This window comes from Priestia endophytica, assembly GCF_026790145.1.
Taxonomy (GTDB): domain Bacteria; phylum Bacillota; class Bacilli; order Bacillales; family Bacillaceae_H; genus Bacillus_I; species Bacillus_I endophytica_A.
In genome coordinates, this window is the sequence record NZ_JALAMS010000008.1 from 62626 (window position 1) to 78295 (window position 15670).

Here is a 15670-nt window from a genome sequence, read left to right on the forward strand (position 1 = left end):
GAGCTTTTTACTATTCAATGCTTTCTAATGTTTTTGTTAAAAACACGCGCTCTTGCTCTGTTAGAGGAACAAGTGGTAAGCGTACGCCACCTACATCAAGTCCTTTAACTTGAAGAGCTGTTTTCACTGCCGTTGGGTTTGGAGCCATGAAAAGGGCTTTCATAACAGGCAGCAGACGCTGGTGAAGAAGAGCCGCTTTTTGCGGATGTCCTTCTTGAAGCGACGTGATCATTTCTTGCATTTCACTGCCGATAATATGGGAAGCAACGGAAATAACTCCATCTCCACCAATAGAAACCGTTGGTAAAGTTAAGCCGTCATCTCCCGTGTAAAGTTTGAAATCATCCGGCGTGTTGGCAATGATTGCTGTCATTGCATCAAGATCACCACTTGCTTCTTTAACAGCTACAATGTTTGGAAGCTGTGCAAGCTTAACAATAAGTGGAACGCTCATATTAATAACAGAGCGGCCTGGGATATTATAAAGCATAACCGGAAGTTTTGTATTTTCAGCAATTGTTTTAAAATGCTGATACATCCCTTCTTCGTTTGGCTTGTTATAGTAAGGCGCAACAAGCATAATTCCATCTACGCCTTCTTCTTCTGCTTTTTCTGTTAGTTCTAATGAACCGTGTGTACTGTTACTTCCTGTTCCCGCAATAACTGGAACTCGCTTGTCTACTACTTTTACAACGTGACGGAACAATGCAATTTTCTCTTCTTTTGAAAGAGTTGGTGATTCTCCTGTTGTTCCTGCTACAACAAGTGCATCAGATCCATTCTCAATAAGGTGATTCACAAGCTGTGTTGTTTTTTGAAAATCAACGTTTCCTTTGTTGTCAAACGGGGTTACCATGGCCGTAACCACTTTCCCAAATTCAATCATGGTTTCACTCCTTGACTTCTTTCCTGTGGATTTGATTTAGAAAGCTCGAACGCCTCATGAAGCGCATTTACAGCTTCTTTTAAATCGTCTTGCTTGACTAACACCCAAATGGTTGTATGGCTGTCAGCAGATTGTAAAATTTGAATTCCTTTATCTGATAGAGCACCGACAATTTTAGCTGTTACACCTGGTACGCCTGCGATTCCTGCACCAACCGTTGAGATTTTTGCACAGTTTTTCGTAATCGAAGGATCATATCCAAGCGCTTGTAGAACAGAAACAGCTTTGGCTGTCATCTCGTCTGGCACTGTATAAGCAACACCGCGTGGCGAAATGTTAATAAAATCGACGCTGATACTCTCCTGTGCCATTGCACGAAACACTTCAGATTGAAGATTGTAATTGCCCTCTTTGCTTAGCACTTTAATTTGGGTAACATCAGACACGTGAGCAATTCCTGTGACAAGGCGTTCTTTGACATCGCTGCCTTTTTGGTGTGCCTCACCGTGTGACGTAACGAGCGTTCCTTCTGAATCTAAATATGTCGAACGAACGCGCATTGGGACTTTTGCCTGCATCGCAATTTCAACTGCTCTTGGATGAATCACTTTTGCTCCCTGATATGCCATATTACAAATTTCGTTATACGTCACAATAGAAAGAGGACGAGCATTTTCGACAATGCGTGGATCTGCCGTCATTACGCCTTCCACATCTGTAAAAATATCGACGAATTCTGCATCGATGGCAGCACCAAGGGCAGACGCAGACGTATCACTGCCTCCACGCCCAAGCGTTGTTGTATCGCCTTTTTCATCAGCACCTTGGAAGCCTGTCACAACGACAACATCATGGTCTTTAAGCTCTTCTTTTAAGCGATTGCACTTCATTTCGATAATTTTTGCATTCGTAAAATCACTATTTGTTAAAAAGCCTGCCTGTGCTCCTGTTAGAGACGTAGCTTTAATGCCTTTTTCATTTAACATATTTGAAAATACGATGGAGGAAATGACCTCTCCACAAGACATAAGCAAGTCAACTTCACGCTTACTTACATGTCTATTGTTGTCGATTAGCGAAAGAAGAGTGTCTGTTGCATATGGTTCACCTTTGCGCCCCATTGCGGACACAACGACAACTACTTTATATCCGTCTTCTAATGCAGACTGAATATGATAGCTTGCTCGCTCTCTTCCGTTAGCATCGCGAACAGAAGTCCCCCCAAATTTTTGGACAATAATTTTCATTCTTACACCTCATAACGTTGACAATCCTGTTGTTATTTAACAAGGTTCAATTTTATCAAAGATTCAGCGATTTGGACAGAATTCCATGCCGCTCCTTTTAACAAGTTATCAGAAACAACCCAAAGATGGAAGCCACGAGCTTCATCCAAATCTTGGCGGATACGTCCAACGAAGACGTCATTTTTGCCAACGCAATCAGCAGGCATTGGGTATACTTGATTTGCAGGATCATCTTGAAGCGTAACGCCTGGTGCATCCTGTAAAAGAGCTTTTAAGTCTGAGACTGTTACATCGCTATTGTCAATTTCAATATATACAGATTCAGCATGACCTGTTGCAACTGGCAAACGCACGCAAGTAGCTGCTACAGATAAATCTTTCATATGCATAATTTTCTTCGTTTCGTTGATCATTTTCATTTCCTCAAACGTAAAGCCGTTGTCTTGGAATTTATCAATTTGTGGCACTGCATTAAAAGCAATTTGGTAATGTTTTTTATCGCTTTTTACCGGTAATACAGATGGTGTAAACTCATTTCCTTCTAAAATAGCTTTTGTTTGCTCATGAAGTTCATCAACAGCAGCAGCTCCAGCACCTGAAACAGCTTGGTATGTTGAAACAATGACTTTGTTTAAACCGTATTTTTCACGAATTGGTTCTAGTGCAACAAGCATTTGAATTGTTGAACAGTTTGGATTTGCAATAATTCCGTTATGTTCTTTTAAGTCTTCCTCATTCACTTCAGGCACAACTAAAGGCACGTTTTCGTCCATGCGAAACGCACTTGTATTATCAACAACAATTGCTCCATGTTTTACAGCGTGAGGCGCTAGCTCTTGTGAGACGCTTCCACCTGCGCTAAATAGTGCAATATCAATGCCTTTGAAGCTATCTGGTGTTGCTTCTTGAACTGTTAGCTCTTCACCTTTGAACGTTACTTTTTTTCCAGCAGATCGTGCTGAAGAAAGAAGCGTTAATGTTTCAATTGGAAAATTGCGCTCCTCTAATGTTTTGATCATTTGCTGTCCAACAGCTCCTGTTGCTCCTACAACTGCTACTTGTAAATTTCTTGCCATGATAATCTCCCTCCAACCATTCTTCTACTGCTATTTCTGTTTATTAGAAAATACTGATGGTTTAACTATTTTATTGTACTATCTTACCATACTATTCTATGAAAGGATAAAGGAATTTTTCTCATAATTTCAAAAACAAGCAATAGGGGCCCCTATACTTTTATTTCGTATAGGCACCCGATGAGATTTACTCGTCTCTGAATCTTTCAACAATAACAGGTTGAAGCTGACGTCCTTCAATCGCTAGCATAACTGTTTCTGTAAGAAGACTCATACGCGCTACCATTGAGTTTGGTTTCTTTTCAGGATCATCTTGCCCAAAGGGAATAAAATAAAGATTGCGGCTCGCCATAAGCCTCATTAAGTTGACCCCATTTAATCCAAGAGCATCGTTTGTAGAAATCCCAAGCACAACAGGTCCGTTGTTTCTCATCGTTGCTTTTGCAGCCATTAGAACAGGCGAATCTGTCATTGCATTTGCAAGCTTGCTCATTGTGTTGCCTGTAATTGGAGCCACTACCATACAATCAAGCGGAATTTTTGGCCCTAATGGCTCTGCTCCAACAATTGAGTTGATTGCTTTATTCCCTGTAATCTCTTCGATGCGCTTCACCCAATCTTCGCCTTTTCCAAATCGAGTTGTTGTATGTTCCACAGTATGAGAAACAACAGGGAGAACTTCAGCTCCTAGTTCTACAAGCTTCTCAATTTGGGGCATAACTGCTTCGTACGTACAGTGTGATCCTGTTAAACCAAATCCGATTTTCTTTCCTTTTAATGTCATGATGTGCTCTCTCCTCTCTTTTGTGCATCTTCCATTAGAAGCTGTGAAAGAACATTAGCAACAATCTTACCGGCGGTTTTTGGAGCAACTATCCCCGGAAGTCCTGGAGTGAGCATCGCTTTGATGCCGCGCTTCTCTGCATAGCGAAAATCAGTTCCACCTGGTTTGGAAGCCAAGTCAATAATAAGGCTATGTGAAGGCATTTTTGAAATTGCTCCCGCTGTTAAAACAGGATATGGAATTGTGTTGATGCAAATATCCACATTGCTCATCTCAGTTTCAAGATTTGAAAGGTGAAAAGGAGTAAGCCCCATTTCAGATACGCGTGCTAAATGCTCAGAGCGCCTTGCTCCAACTTTTACTTTTGCTCCTAAAACACCAAAAGATCTCGCAACACTCATCCCTACACGCCCAAGTCCCAAAACAGCAACATTGGAATTATGAATGGTGAAATCCGTATGTTGGATAACAAGCATAATAGCTCCTTCAACAGTAGGAATAGAGTTATAAATCGCAATATCATCACGTTCAAAAAGCTGAACAAGCTCTCTGCCTGCACTTTTTGTAATCGCGTTCAAATAATCATTACTAATTCCTGAATAGAGCTTACAGTGTTCTTTTGTTTCTTTTAAAATATCTTCTGTTAAAATAACTTTCTCATTTGAGAAAATTGTTTCAACTTGCCCTTCTAGATTTGTGCCTGGAACAGGTAAAACAATTGCATCAACGTCTTCAAACGCTACTTCATGAAGCTGATATTTCGTTGCACCTGTAAAGCCGTGGTCAAGCTGATCAAAACCAACGAGCGATACTTTTGCATCAAACTCAATTAGCTTACGGATGACCTCAAGCTGCCTTGCATCACCGCCAATGACCGCTACATGTACATCTGTTAACATCCCTCATTCACCTTCTTTAAACAATAGTCCCCGCTCACTAGAGCAGCTTCCTCTTATCTCTTAAACAGTTTATGTTAGATGCATGAAAGAGGTGAATCATAAAAAAAAGCATCCTACTTTTCAGTAGGATGCTTTTGCCCATGAATTGTATCAATATCAACCATAATCATATCTGTACCGATTTTTTCGATGTGACTCCACGGCACGCGAGTTTCATAATTTTGTCTTTTTAAACTAAACCACTTTCCGGTTGAAATGAGTAAGGCTTTAATTTCGCCTGTTTCTTCGTCAATTTCTAGATCTGTTTGTCCAAGCAGACCAAGGCGCTCCGCTTTTTTCATATCAACAATTTCTTTTCCACTCAGTTCACTTAATCTCACACGCATTCTCCTCTTTTCTCTTCTTTATTCTATATATAAGAAGAGACAACACGAAACATGCTTATTAATTTACTGAAGTGCTTTTGGAAGCTCACCTTTTGGTCCAATTAAAGAAAGAGATGTTGTGCCGCCAAAGATATCCCCAGCAAGCTGAAGGACTTTTTTATGATTCACTTCATCTACCGCCTGAATAATATCGTCTAATGAACGATGTTTGCGGAGCATAAGCTCGTTCTTACCATTACGACTCATACGGCTGTTTGTGCTTTCTAAGCTTAGCATTAGGTTTCCTTTTAATTGCTCTTTGCTGTTTTCTAGCTCTTTATCTGTGATGCCGTTTTCTTTTATATCATTTAACGTATCTTGAATTGTTTCATAAAGAACATCAAGCTGATGGCCGCCTGTACCGCCATAGATTGTTAAAAGGCCGCTATCACGGAATGAAGAATGATAAGAGAAAATAGAATACGCAAGACCGCGCTTTTCACGAACTTCCTGGAATAAACGACTGCTCATACTACCGCCTAGTACATTGTTTAAGACAATTAAATTGTATGTATCACGATGTCCAATCGGCAATCCGTTGTACCCTAGGCAAAGGTGAACTTGCTCTGTATCTTTTTGACGAAGGATACGCTCCCCGTGAAATTCTGGTGCTTTGTAAGAAATTTCATCTTTTCCACCTTCGAACGTCCCAAAGTATTCTTCAATTTTCTTAATGAAGCTCTCATCAACATTTCCTGCAACAGAGACAACCACATTTTCAGGAATATACGTTTCTTTCATATAGTTGCGAAGCGTATCTCCTGTAAACGTGTTCAACATCTCTTCTTCTCCAAGAATCGGATAACCGAGCGCATGATTTCCATAAGATGCTTTGCCTAATAAATCATGAACAATGTCATCAGGTGTATCTTCATACATCTTAATTTCTTCAAGCACAACATTTTTCTCGCGCTTTAGTTCTTCTTCATCAAACACAGAATTAAAGAACATATCTGCTAAAACATCAAGAGCTTTATCTGCATGATCATCAAGAACTTTTGCATAAAAGCACGTATACTCTTTTGACGTAAATGCGTTCACTTGCCCGCCAATACGATCAAAGCTTTCCGCGATTTCATGCGCGCTTCTCGTTTTTGTTCCTTTGAAAAACATGTGTTCTAAAAAGTGAGAAACGCCGTTAAGCTCCTTCGTTTCATTACGTGATCCCGTTCCAATCCAAATACCAAGCGCAACGGAACGCACCGTTGGAATATTTTCTAATACAATTCTTAGTCCATTTTTACACGTATGTTTAACAACCAAAACATGACCTCCTCTAGTGCTCATTCTTCATTTTTTTGTTTTGTAGCTGCTCTGTTTTAATTGGTCTTTCTTCATTAAGGAGTGTTGAAACATCTCTAACGTCATACCCTTTTTCCTTCACTTCACGTATGAGGCGATCAAGAGATGAAGCTGTTGATTTTGTGGGATGCATTAACACGATAGCACCAGGATGAACTTTTTCCATCACCCGAGCAACGAGAACGTCCTCACTTGGTTTTTGCCAATCAATTGTATCAACGCTCCACATAATGGTATGCATATCAAGATCATGAGCAATTTTCACCACATCATCGCGATAGCTTCCGCTCGGTGGTGCAAAAAGTTTCACTTCACGGTCTGTTACCGATTCTATCACATCGTTTGTTTTCGTCAATTCTTCCTTGATTCGTTCATTGCTTAAAGTCTTCATGTCTGGATGTGAATAGGAATGATTTCCAATCTCTTGCCCTGCATCAACAATCATTTTAGCCATCTCCGTATTTTCCTTTGCCCAGCGTCCTTCAAGGAAAAAAGTTGCTTTGACACGATGCTTTTTTAATACTTCTAACATTGTTGGAATATATTCATTCCCCCATGCTACATTCACCGCGAAAGCAACAGTTGGTTTATCAGGGTGCCCTCTATAAATGGGAGAAGCCCCGAGGTCTTCCAAATGGACTTTCGGCGCGTTTTGCTTATAGATGAGCTTGTTTTCGTCAAACTCACCTTTTTTCTTCATATTCCGGTAAGAAGCATCAACATCAACCTCTAAACCATTATATCCAGGTGTCAGCTTCCATACAGGATCAATTTTAGCATCCTGTGGAGCTCGTTCATACTTTTCTGCTTTCTCCTCAATCTCTTCATAGAGAGCATCTTTTACAGCTCCTGCAAAATGAATTTCCCTTGGCATATAAACTGTATAATGTGTTGTATTGTATGTAATAGCTAAAAGAATACAAAAAACAATAAATGGCATAAAACGAAGCAATTGCTTTTTCATTATCTTCCCCCCTCTTCACAAAATTATGTAAAAGAAGGACAAGGTAGAACTAACACCACTTATCATTTCATAAAAAGAAGCTGGGTTCTCCCAGCTTGTTCTTTTGCATTCTTCAGCTTTCAATCTTTATTAAGACTGCGCTTCTTTTTCCTTCTCTTTTTCTTCGCGAAGGATCACTTTACGTGATAAGTTAACGCGTCCTTGTTTATCAATTTCAATAACACGAACTAGAATTTCATCACCAATTGCTAGTACGTCTTCCACTTTTCCGATACGCTCTTCCGCGATTTCAGAAATGTGAACAAGACCGTCTTTCCCAGGGAATAGCTCAACAAATGCTCCAAATTTCTCGATGCGTTTTACTTTTCCTAAATACGTTTGGCCTTTTTCAACTTCACGCACAAGGTCTTCGATAATTTTCTTTGCATTGCTGTTCATGTCTTCCTCTGTAGAAGAAATAAAGATTGTACCATCTTGTTCAATATCAATTTTAACGCCTGTTTCTTCAATAATTTTATTGATTTGTTTACCGCTTGGTCCAATAACGTCGCGGATCTTATCAGGGTTAATTGTCATTGTTAAGATTTTTGGTGCATATCTAGATAGATTTTGACGTGGATCCTCAATCGTGCTTAGCATATGTTCTAGAATTTGCATACGGCCGCGTTTTGCTTGCTCTAATGCTTCTTCTAAAATTTCACGAGATAAACCTTCGATTTTAATGTCCATTTGAAGTGCTGTAACACCTTTAGCTGTTCCAGCTACTTTAAAGTCCATATCTCCTAAATGGTCTTCCATCCCTTGAATGTCTGTTAATACAGAATAGTGCTCGCCAGACTTGATAAGTCCCATTGCAATCCCAGCTACAGGGGCTTTGATTGGCACACCAGCATCCATCATTGCAAGCGTACTTGCACAAATACTTGCTTGTGATGTTGAACCATTTGATTCCAATACTTCAGAAACAAGACGAATCGTATATGGGAAGTCTTTTTCAGATGGAATAACAGGCTCTAATGCACGCTCTCCAAGAGCTCCGTGACCAATTTCACGACGACCAGGTCCGCGAATTGGACGTGTTTCACCAACGCTAAAAGAAGGGAAATTATAGTGATGCATAAAGCGCTTAGATTCTTCAATTCCAAGACCATCTAAAATTTGCACGTCACCAAGTGCTCCTAACGTACAAATGCTTAGTGCTTGCGTTTGCCCACGCGTAAACAGTCCTGAACCATGCGTACGAGGAAGCTTGCTAACCTCAGAAGAAAGTGGACGAATTTCGTCTACGTTACGACCATCTGGGCGCACTTTTTCTTCTGTAATAAGGCGGCGCACTTCTGTTTTCACCATTTTGCTTAAAATTTCTTTTACTTGTGAAATGGTGCTTTCATCCGCTTCTTTTTCTTCAAACTTCTCAATTACGCTGTTTTTCACTGCTGTAATTGCTTCTTCACGCGCATGCTTTTCTTGGACTTGAATTGCTGGAATCAAGTCTGCTTCAGCAAGCTTGCGCACTTCCTCTTGAAGTTCTTCATCTAATGTATGAAGCTTTACTTCCATTTTCTCTTTTCCAACTGCTGCAACGATTTCTTCTTGGAATGCAACTAATGTCTTAATATGCTCATGCCCAAACATAATGGCTTCAAGCATGATTTCTTCAGGCACTTCATTAGCTCCTGCTTCTACCATGTTAATAGCATCCTTTGTTCCTGCAACAGTTAATTCAATATCACTTTTCTCTAGCTCTTCAACTGTTGGGTTTAGAACAAACTCTCCGTCAATACGACCAACAATAACACCTGCGATTGGTCCTTCAAACGGAATGTCTGAAACAGATAAAGAAAGAGATGAACCAAACATTGCCGCAACTTCTGATGAGCAGTTTTGCTCAACGCTCATAACAATGCTAATAACTTGTACTTCATTACGGAAACCATCAGCAAAAAGCGGACGAATTGGACGGTCGATAAGACGACTTGTTAAAATCGCTTTTTCACTAGGACGACCTTCACGCTTAATAAATCCTCCTGGAATCTTCCCTACTGCGTATAAACGCTCTTCATAGTTTACTGTTAATGGGAAGAAATCAACGTCTTTTGGTTCTTTAGACGCTGTTGCTGTACTTAGTATTACTGTATCTCCATAACGAACTAAAGCAGCTCCGTTTGCTTGCTTTGCAAGCTGACCAACTTCAACGGTCAATTTTCGGCCTGCTAATTCGATCGAAAACTCGCGTTTTTCTTGTTCCATTCTTTGTACTCCTCTCTGAATGCATGCACTATTTGCTGTTTATACTTATTAGTATAGACGAAAGCATTAAATCCATAACTTTTTATGTAAAACAACGACTCACAATAATTGTACATACGAAAAAAGCGGGAGCATTCTCCCGCTTTCTACTATTATCGACGTAAACCAAGCTTGTTAATTAACTCACGGTAGCGAGTAATGTCATTGTTACGTAGGTAGTTAAGTAAGTTACGACGTTTACCTACCATTTTTAATAGACCACGACGTGAATGGTGATCTTTCTTGTGTGTACGTAAATGATCATTTAAGTTTGTAATTTGCTCAGTTAGGACAGCAATTTGAACTTCTGGTGATCCTGTGTCAGTATCATGAGTTTTGTACTCAGCAATAAGTTCATTCTTGCGCTCTTGTGTGATAGCCATCCTATTCACCTCCTCTTAATAATCCCCAATTCCCTAGCAATACGTTGGTGAATCGTAATGCCAAGCAATGGTTAATTTCTGTTCAATGTTCATATTACTATTTTTCGCCTAGAATTGCAAGGATTCTAATGAAAGTTTTATGCGTCGCTCTTCAAGGAAGCAAAATAAGCAGCTGCTTCTCGCTTATCTTGATTGATTTGAGAGACAAGGGCTTCGATTCCAGAAAACTTTCGCTCTTTTCGAATAAGCTTATGCCATTTTACAACGACTTTTTCATTGTAAATCATGTTCTTGAAGTCAAAGATATGTACTTCAATTGTTGGCTTCTCTGGCTTTTTATCGTGAAATGTCGGCTTATAGCCAATGTTGCACACACCTTCATAGAACTGACCATTAATGCCAAGCTCAACAGCATAAACGCCTGTTCGAGGAATAATATAACCGTCAACTTCTCCAACGTTTGCTGTTGGAAACCCGATCTCTCTTCCTCGTTTTTCGCCATGTACAACTCGACCTGTTATCGTGTAGCATCTTCCAAGAAGCTTTTGGATATTTTCGACCCTTCCTTCTTGTAAGAACTTCCGAATAAGCGTTGAACTTACCTTTTCACCTTCGTCCTCAAGCTTTTCGACAACAGTGTATTCACATTTATCTTTTGCGTGCTCTTTCATTGTCTCCATTGTGCCACTTCCAAACTTTCCATATGAAAAATCAAAGCCGGCTACAACGTGCTTGACATTCAAGTTTACAATATATTGTTCAACAAACTCTTCTGGATTCAAGTTAGAAAAGTCACGATCAAAGCGAACAACGTAAAGAAAATCAATGCCGCGTTCTTTAAGCAAACGTGCTTTTTCTTCAAGCGGCGTTATCATATCAACGTGTGCTGCTTTCTTCCCTAATACAACAGAAGGGTGAGGGTCAAAGGTCATCACGGCACTTTTCACCCCAAGCTCATCAGCAATACGCTTTGCAGTCATAATTACTTCTTGATGTCCTAAATGCATGCCATCAAAGTATCCTAACGCCATTGAAAGCGGTGGAAGTTGTTCACGCACTAGGTGATGTGGATGTTGCAGATGTATGATTTCCAAAACACAATTCACCTTTTTCTACCTAGATTAAGAAATATCAATAATTTTTGCGGGTTTTATTTTACCTTCTTTTGTTTCATGATGTTTATAAAGAGCAAGAAGTTTTCCCTCTTCGTTCAAAACGAGCCAAAGGGGCGTATCTATGCTAATTTCCTCAGGTCTTAATAAAACCGCTCCGTTTTTCACTTTCTTTGCTAATGTATCATTTATCGTCCATTTCGGCAAATGAGAAAGAGCTTTTTCAATGCTTAGGAAGTATTTATCTACCGTTCCTTCTTCGGCAGCCTTGCTAAGCTCTTCTAATGTCACACAGTCCTCTTCTGTGAAAGCTCCAGATCCAATACGACGCAAATAGGACATATGTGCTGGATAACCAAGCGCTTCCCCCATCATAACCGCAAGCGTTCTCACATACGTTCCTTTACTACATGTAACACGAAAACGCACAGTTGGAAACGCTCCTGTCAAGTTTTCTTCAATGATCTCTAATTTTTCAATTGTTACTTCTCTGCTTGGTCTTTCAACAGTTTCTCCATTTCTTGCATATTCGTAAAGACGTTTGCCGTTTACTTTTACAGCAGAATACATAGGTGGAGTTTGAACGATTGTGCCTGTTAAGCTTTCAAAAACCGTTTCAATTCTCTCTTTTGTGAATGTTTCTGTTACTTCCCGTTCTTCGACAACTTCTCCCCACGCATCTTCCGTTGTTGTAGAACGCCCAAACGTTACTTCTCCTTCATATGTTTTAGATGAAGCTGTTAAATATTCCACAACTTTTGTTGCACGCCCAACGCACATTGGTAGTACGCCTGTTACTTCAGGATCGAGCGTACCTGTATGGCCGATTTTTTTCGTTCGCAATATTTTGCGAAGTTTAAACACACAGTCATGTGACGTCATGCCTTTTGGTTTATCAATAACAATAATCCCTTCCACGTCCACTACTCCTTTTACTCAAAAAATAAAGCCTGCCGCTTGGGCAGGCTTCTCATCATTATTTATTCATGATCATCTTTACGGTCTCTGTGAAGCTCGCCAATTAGTGTTTCAATGCGATTTCCGTAATCGATTGACTCATCAAATTCAAAAAGAATTTCAGGAGTTTTACGAAGGCGAATACGCTGACCAATCTCGCTGCGGATAAATCCTTTTGCTTTTGCAAGGCCTTTTAGCGTATTTTGCTTTTGTTCTTCATCACCAAGCACTGAAATGTACACTTTTGCTTGCTGAAGATCCCCTGTAACTTGAACATCTGTTACCGTTACAAATCCGATGCGCGGATCTTTAATCTTACGGCTAATGATGTCACTCATTTCTTTTTTCATTTGTTCACCAATTCTAGTTGGTCTGAGTTTCATAAAATTTCACCTCGTTTTTATAACCACTCAATATTTGTGAGCGTTCTTTCTATCTCTGGAAACGAGTCTACAAACTCTAAAAGCTTGTAGAGCTCCCTTTCCGATATGTTTTTAGCAGATGAAATGGTCACGATACCAATCGACGTTCGTTGCCAAACATCCTGATGATCAATTTCGGCTATTGATACGTTGAACTTACCTTTAATACGAGTTATAATGCGCTGCAAAACAGCTCGCTTCTCCTTAAGAGAAGCGGCATCATAAATTATCGCCTCAAATGTTAAGTATCCTATCACTTACGCTCAATTTCCTCCATTACGTATGCTTCAATAACATCGCCTTCTTTGATATCATTAAAGTTTTTCACCGTAATACCGCACTCATATCCTTGTGCAACTTCTTTAGCATCGTCTTTGAAACGTTTAAGAGCGTCTAACTCTCCTTCAAAGATAACAATGCCATCACGGATGACACGTACACCGCTGTCGCGTACGATTTTACCGTCTGTTACATAGCTTCCTGCGATTGTTCCAACTTTTGATACTTTGAACGTTTGACGAACTTCCGCTTGTCCGATTACTTTTTCTTCGTACTCAGGATCAAGCATTCCTTTCATCGCTGCTTCAATTTCTTCAATCGCTTTGTAGATGATACGGTGAAGACGGATATCAACATTTTCTGCGTCTGCAGTACGTTTTGCGTTAGCATCAGGACGAACGTTAAATCCAATAACAATAGCATTTGAAGCTGTTGCTAATACGATATCTGATTCGTTGATTGCTCCTACACCAGTGTGAATGATGCGAACATTTACACCTTCAACATCAATCTTTTGAAGTGATGCTGCAACAGCTTCAACGGAACCTTGTACATCTGCTTTTACAATAATATTAAGATCTTTCATTTCACCTTGTTTGATTTGTTCGAATAAATCATCAAGGCTTACGCGTGATTTTTCGCTTCGCTGTGCTTCAAGCTGTTTTGTTGCACGAGCTTCCCCAATTTGACGCGCTTTCTTCTCATCTTCAAATACCATGAAGCGATCACCCGCTTGTGGTACATCATTAAGACCTGTAATTTCAACAGGTGTAGAAGGACCCGCTACTTTTACGCGACGACCTAAATCATTCACCATTGCGCGAACGCGACCGAACGTGTTTCCGACAACAATCGGATCCCCAACATGAAGCGTACCGTTTTGAACAAGAAGTGTTGCAACACTTCCGCGCCCTTTATCAAGCTCTGCTTCAACAACAGTACCTAACGCACGGCGTTTTGGATTGGCTTTTAACTCTTCCACTTCTGTAACAAGAACGATCATTTCTAAAAGATTGTCGATTCCTTCTCCAGATAGAGCAGATAAGTGACAGAAGATTGTGTCCCCACCCCATGCTTCAGATACAAGCTCATGCTCTGTTAGCTCTTGCATCACGCGGTCTGGGTTTGCTCCTTCTTTATCCATTTTATTCACGGCAACGATAATTGGCACTCCAGCAGCTTTAGCATGGTTAATTGCTTCAACTGTTTGTGGCATAACACCATCATCTGCTGCAACAACAAGAATTGTAATATCTGTTACTTGTGCACCACGAGCACGCATTGTTGTAAACGCGGCGTGTCCAGGTGTATCAAGGAACGTAATTTTCTTGCCTTGTGCTTCAATTTGGTATGCACCGATATGCTGTGTGATTCCACCAGCTTCGCCTGCTGTTACTTTTGTATTACGGATTGAGTCAAGAAGCGTTGTTTTACCATGGTCAACGTGTCCCATGATTGTTACAACTGCAGGACGTTCTACTAGATCCTCTTCATTGTCTTCGATTTCAAGCGTTTCAAATTCTGCTTCATCGATAATAATTTCTTCTTCTACTTCAACACCGTAGTCTGCTCCAATTAGCTCAATTGCATCTTTATCAAGCACTTGGTTAATTGTTGCCATAACACCAAGTCCGAAAAGCTTTTTAATGATTTCAGATGGCTCGCGGTGAAGCTTCTTAGCAAGCTCAGCAACTGACAAGCTTTCTTGGAACGTAATTTTTTCAGGAAGTGGCTTTGGAGCCGCTTTTTGCTGTGGTGCATGTGATTGCTGATGATTTGGCTTCTTACCTTTTTTCCCTTTATTGCCTTTATTAAACTGATTTTGCCCACCTTGTTTCTTATTATCTGGACGTTTGTTACGGGAATCTCCTTGATTGCCTGTGTTCTTTGCGAACTTTTTGTTTAGTTCTGTTTCTGCATTAGGCTCAATTGTAGCCATATGGTTTGATACTTCAATATTCATTTCTTTCAGTTTATCGATAACGTTTTTACTTGAGACATTGTGTTTTTTAGCATATTCATAAACACGAATTTTACTCATAAACTTCACCCCCACAAAAATTAATCAAGCAGCGTTTTCATCTTTTTCGCAAACCCAGCATCTGTTATACCAACAACAACGCGGCTATCTTTCCCAATTGCTTTTCCTAAGAGGAACCGGTCCTCAACAAGCTTGACTGGAACGTTATAGTAGCTGCATTTGTCCATAACTTTCTTTGCGGTGTTTGCTGATGCATCGCGAGATAATATAACAAGACTAATTGCATTTCTGCGCACGTCTTTAATTACAAGCTCTTCACCAGAAATTACTTTTCGCGCTCGATTAGCTAACCCTAAAAATGATTGCCATTGTTCTTGATTCAACTGCGCTTCTCCTTTTGAGCAAGCTCTAATAGTTCTCTGTAAACTTCCTCAGGTACTTCAGCTTTTAGATGTGTACCAAGCAAATTTTTCTTTTGAGCTAATAATACAGCGTCTTCATCTTTTGAGATATAAGCGCCACGCCCGTTTTTTTTGCCTGTTACATCAAGCTCTACATTTCCTTCCGTTGTTCTTACAACTCGAACGAGCTCTTTTTTGGGAAGCATTGTTTGCGTTGCTACGCATTTTCTCATTGGTACTTTTCTTTTATTACTAGACATCTA

At 40.1% G+C, this 15670-nt stretch carries 17 protein-coding genes; all 17 read right to left on the reverse strand.

Going from position 1 to position 15670, the window contains the following annotated elements:
- Positions 1–10: 10 nt before the first annotated feature.
- Positions 11–886: a 4-hydroxy-tetrahydrodipicolinate synthase gene (gene dapA / locus MOC86_RS07450; protein ID WP_268583556.1), complete on the reverse strand. Its 876-nt coding sequence runs from the start codon at positions 884–886 to the stop codon at positions 11–13.
- The gene (dapG, locus tag MOC86_RS07455; protein WP_268583557.1) at positions 883–2133 is read right to left on the reverse strand and encodes an aspartate kinase; all 1251 of its coding nucleotides are present in this window, start codon (positions 2131–2133) and stop codon (positions 883–885) included. Before dapG ends, dapA begins: the two co-directional genes overlap by 4 nt.
- Before the next feature lie 32 nt (positions 2134–2165).
- Positions 2166–3209 carry an aspartate-semialdehyde dehydrogenase gene (gene asd / locus MOC86_RS07460; RefSeq protein ID WP_268583558.1) on the reverse strand — a complete coding sequence of 348 codons (1044 nt, stop codon included), beginning with the start codon at positions 3207–3209 and terminating at the stop codon, positions 2166–2168.
- A gap of 187 nt (positions 3210–3396) precedes the next feature.
- Positions 3397–3993, reverse strand: coding sequence for a dipicolinate synthase subunit B (locus MOC86_RS07465; protein WP_019391866.1), 597 nt, complete (start codon positions 3991–3993; stop codon positions 3397–3399).
- Positions 3990–4892 carry a dipicolinic acid synthetase subunit A gene (dpaA, locus tag MOC86_RS07470; protein WP_019391865.1) on the reverse strand — a complete coding sequence of 301 codons (903 nt, stop codon included), beginning with the start codon at positions 4890–4892 and terminating at the stop codon, positions 3990–3992. The genes MOC86_RS07465 and dpaA overlap by 4 nt, the downstream gene beginning before the upstream one ends.
- 113 nt (positions 4893–5005) lie before the next feature.
- Positions 5006–5272, reverse strand: a complete 267-nt coding sequence (locus MOC86_RS07475) for a YlmC/YmxH family sporulation protein (protein ID WP_019391864.1) — start codon at positions 5270–5272, stop codon at positions 5006–5008.
- Positions 5273–5341: 69 nt separating this feature from the next.
- Positions 5342–6580, reverse strand: coding sequence for a M16 family metallopeptidase (locus tag MOC86_RS07480; RefSeq protein ID WP_268583559.1), 1239 nt, complete (start codon positions 6578–6580; stop codon positions 5342–5344).
- Positions 6581–6593: 13 nt separating this feature from the next.
- A complete protein-coding gene (locus MOC86_RS07485; RefSeq protein ID WP_268583560.1) occupies positions 6594–7583 on the reverse strand; it encodes a polysaccharide deacetylase family protein in 990 nt (329 codons plus the stop codon).
- Positions 7584–7712: 129 nt separating this feature from the next.
- The gene (gene pnp, locus MOC86_RS07490; RefSeq protein WP_268583561.1) at positions 7713–9833 is read right to left on the reverse strand and encodes a polyribonucleotide nucleotidyltransferase; all 2121 of its coding nucleotides are present in this window, start codon (positions 9831–9833) and stop codon (positions 7713–7715) included.
- 152 nt (positions 9834–9985) lie between these two features.
- On the reverse strand, positions 9986–10255 hold the full coding sequence (gene rpsO / locus MOC86_RS07495) for a 30S ribosomal protein S15 (RefSeq protein WP_019391860.1): 270 nt from the start codon (positions 10253–10255) through the stop codon (positions 9986–9988).
- A 137-nt stretch (positions 10256–10392) separates the two neighbouring features.
- Complete coding sequence (gene ribF / locus MOC86_RS07500) at positions 10393–11349, reverse strand: bifunctional riboflavin kinase/FAD synthetase (protein WP_268583563.1); 957 nt, start codon at positions 11347–11349, stop codon at positions 10393–10395.
- A gap of 27 nt (positions 11350–11376) precedes the next feature.
- A complete protein-coding gene (truB, locus tag MOC86_RS07505; protein ID WP_268583565.1) occupies positions 11377–12285 on the reverse strand; it encodes a tRNA pseudouridine(55) synthase TruB in 909 nt (302 codons plus the stop codon).
- 62 nt (positions 12286–12347) lie between these two features.
- Entirely contained in the window at positions 12348–12707 is a 360-nt protein-coding gene (gene rbfA, locus MOC86_RS07510; RefSeq protein WP_019391857.1) for a 30S ribosome-binding factor RbfA, read from the reverse strand.
- Positions 12708–12724: 17 nt separating this feature from the next.
- Entirely contained in the window at positions 12725–13003 is a 279-nt protein-coding gene (locus MOC86_RS07515; RefSeq protein WP_040056642.1) for a DUF503 domain-containing protein, read from the reverse strand.
- A complete protein-coding gene (gene infB / locus MOC86_RS07520; RefSeq protein ID WP_243518273.1) occupies positions 13000–15066 on the reverse strand; it encodes a translation initiation factor IF-2 in 2067 nt (688 codons plus the stop codon). Before infB ends, MOC86_RS07515 begins: the two co-directional genes overlap by 4 nt.
- Positions 15067–15086: 20 nt before the next feature.
- Positions 15087–15389: a YlxQ family RNA-binding protein gene (locus MOC86_RS07525; RefSeq protein ID WP_243518270.1), complete on the reverse strand. Its 303-nt coding sequence runs from the start codon at positions 15387–15389 to the stop codon at positions 15087–15089.
- The gene (gene rnpM, locus MOC86_RS07530; RefSeq protein ID WP_268583567.1) at positions 15386–15667 is read right to left on the reverse strand and encodes an RNase P modulator RnpM; all 282 of its coding nucleotides are present in this window, start codon (positions 15665–15667) and stop codon (positions 15386–15388) included. The genes MOC86_RS07525 and rnpM overlap by 4 nt, the downstream gene beginning before the upstream one ends.
- Between the last annotated feature and the right edge of the window lie 3 nt (positions 15668–15670).

Coding starts and splice junctions, on each gene's coding strand:
- infB (WP_243518273.1), bottom strand. CDS start 15,066: ATGAGTAAAATTCGTGTTTATGAATATGCTAAAAAACACAATGTCTCA.
- MOC86_RS07485 (WP_268583560.1), bottom strand. CDS start 7,583: ATGAAAAAGCAATTGCTTCGTTTTATGCCATTTATTGTTTTTTGTATT.
- asd (WP_268583558.1), bottom strand. CDS start 3,209: ATGGCAAGAAATTTACAAGTAGCAGTTGTAGGAGCAACAGGAGCTGTT.
- dapA (WP_268583556.1), bottom strand. CDS start 886: ATGATTGAATTTGGGAAAGTGGTTACGGCCATGGTAACCCCGTTTGAC.
- MOC86_RS07465 (WP_019391866.1), bottom strand. CDS start 3,993: ATGACATTAAAAGGAAAGAAAATCGGATTTGGTTTAACAGGATCACAC.
- dpaA (WP_019391865.1), bottom strand. CDS start 4,892: ATGTTAACAGATGTACATGTAGCGGTCATTGGCGGTGATGCAAGGCAG.
- rpsO (WP_019391860.1), bottom strand. CDS start 10,255: ATGGCTATCACACAAGAGCGCAAGAATGAACTTATTGCTGAGTACAAA.
- dapG (WP_268583557.1), bottom strand. CDS start 2,133: ATGAAAATTATTGTCCAAAAATTTGGGGGGACTTCTGTTCGCGATGCT.
- rbfA (WP_019391857.1), bottom strand. CDS start 12,707: ATGAAACTCAGACCAACTAGAATTGGTGAACAAATGAAAAAAGAAATG.
- rnpM (WP_268583567.1), bottom strand. CDS start 15,667: ATGTCTAGTAATAAAAGAAAAGTACCAATGAGAAAATGCGTAGCAACG.
- pnp (WP_268583561.1), bottom strand. CDS start 9,833: ATGGAACAAGAAAAACGCGAGTTTTCGATCGAATTAGCAGGCCGAAAA.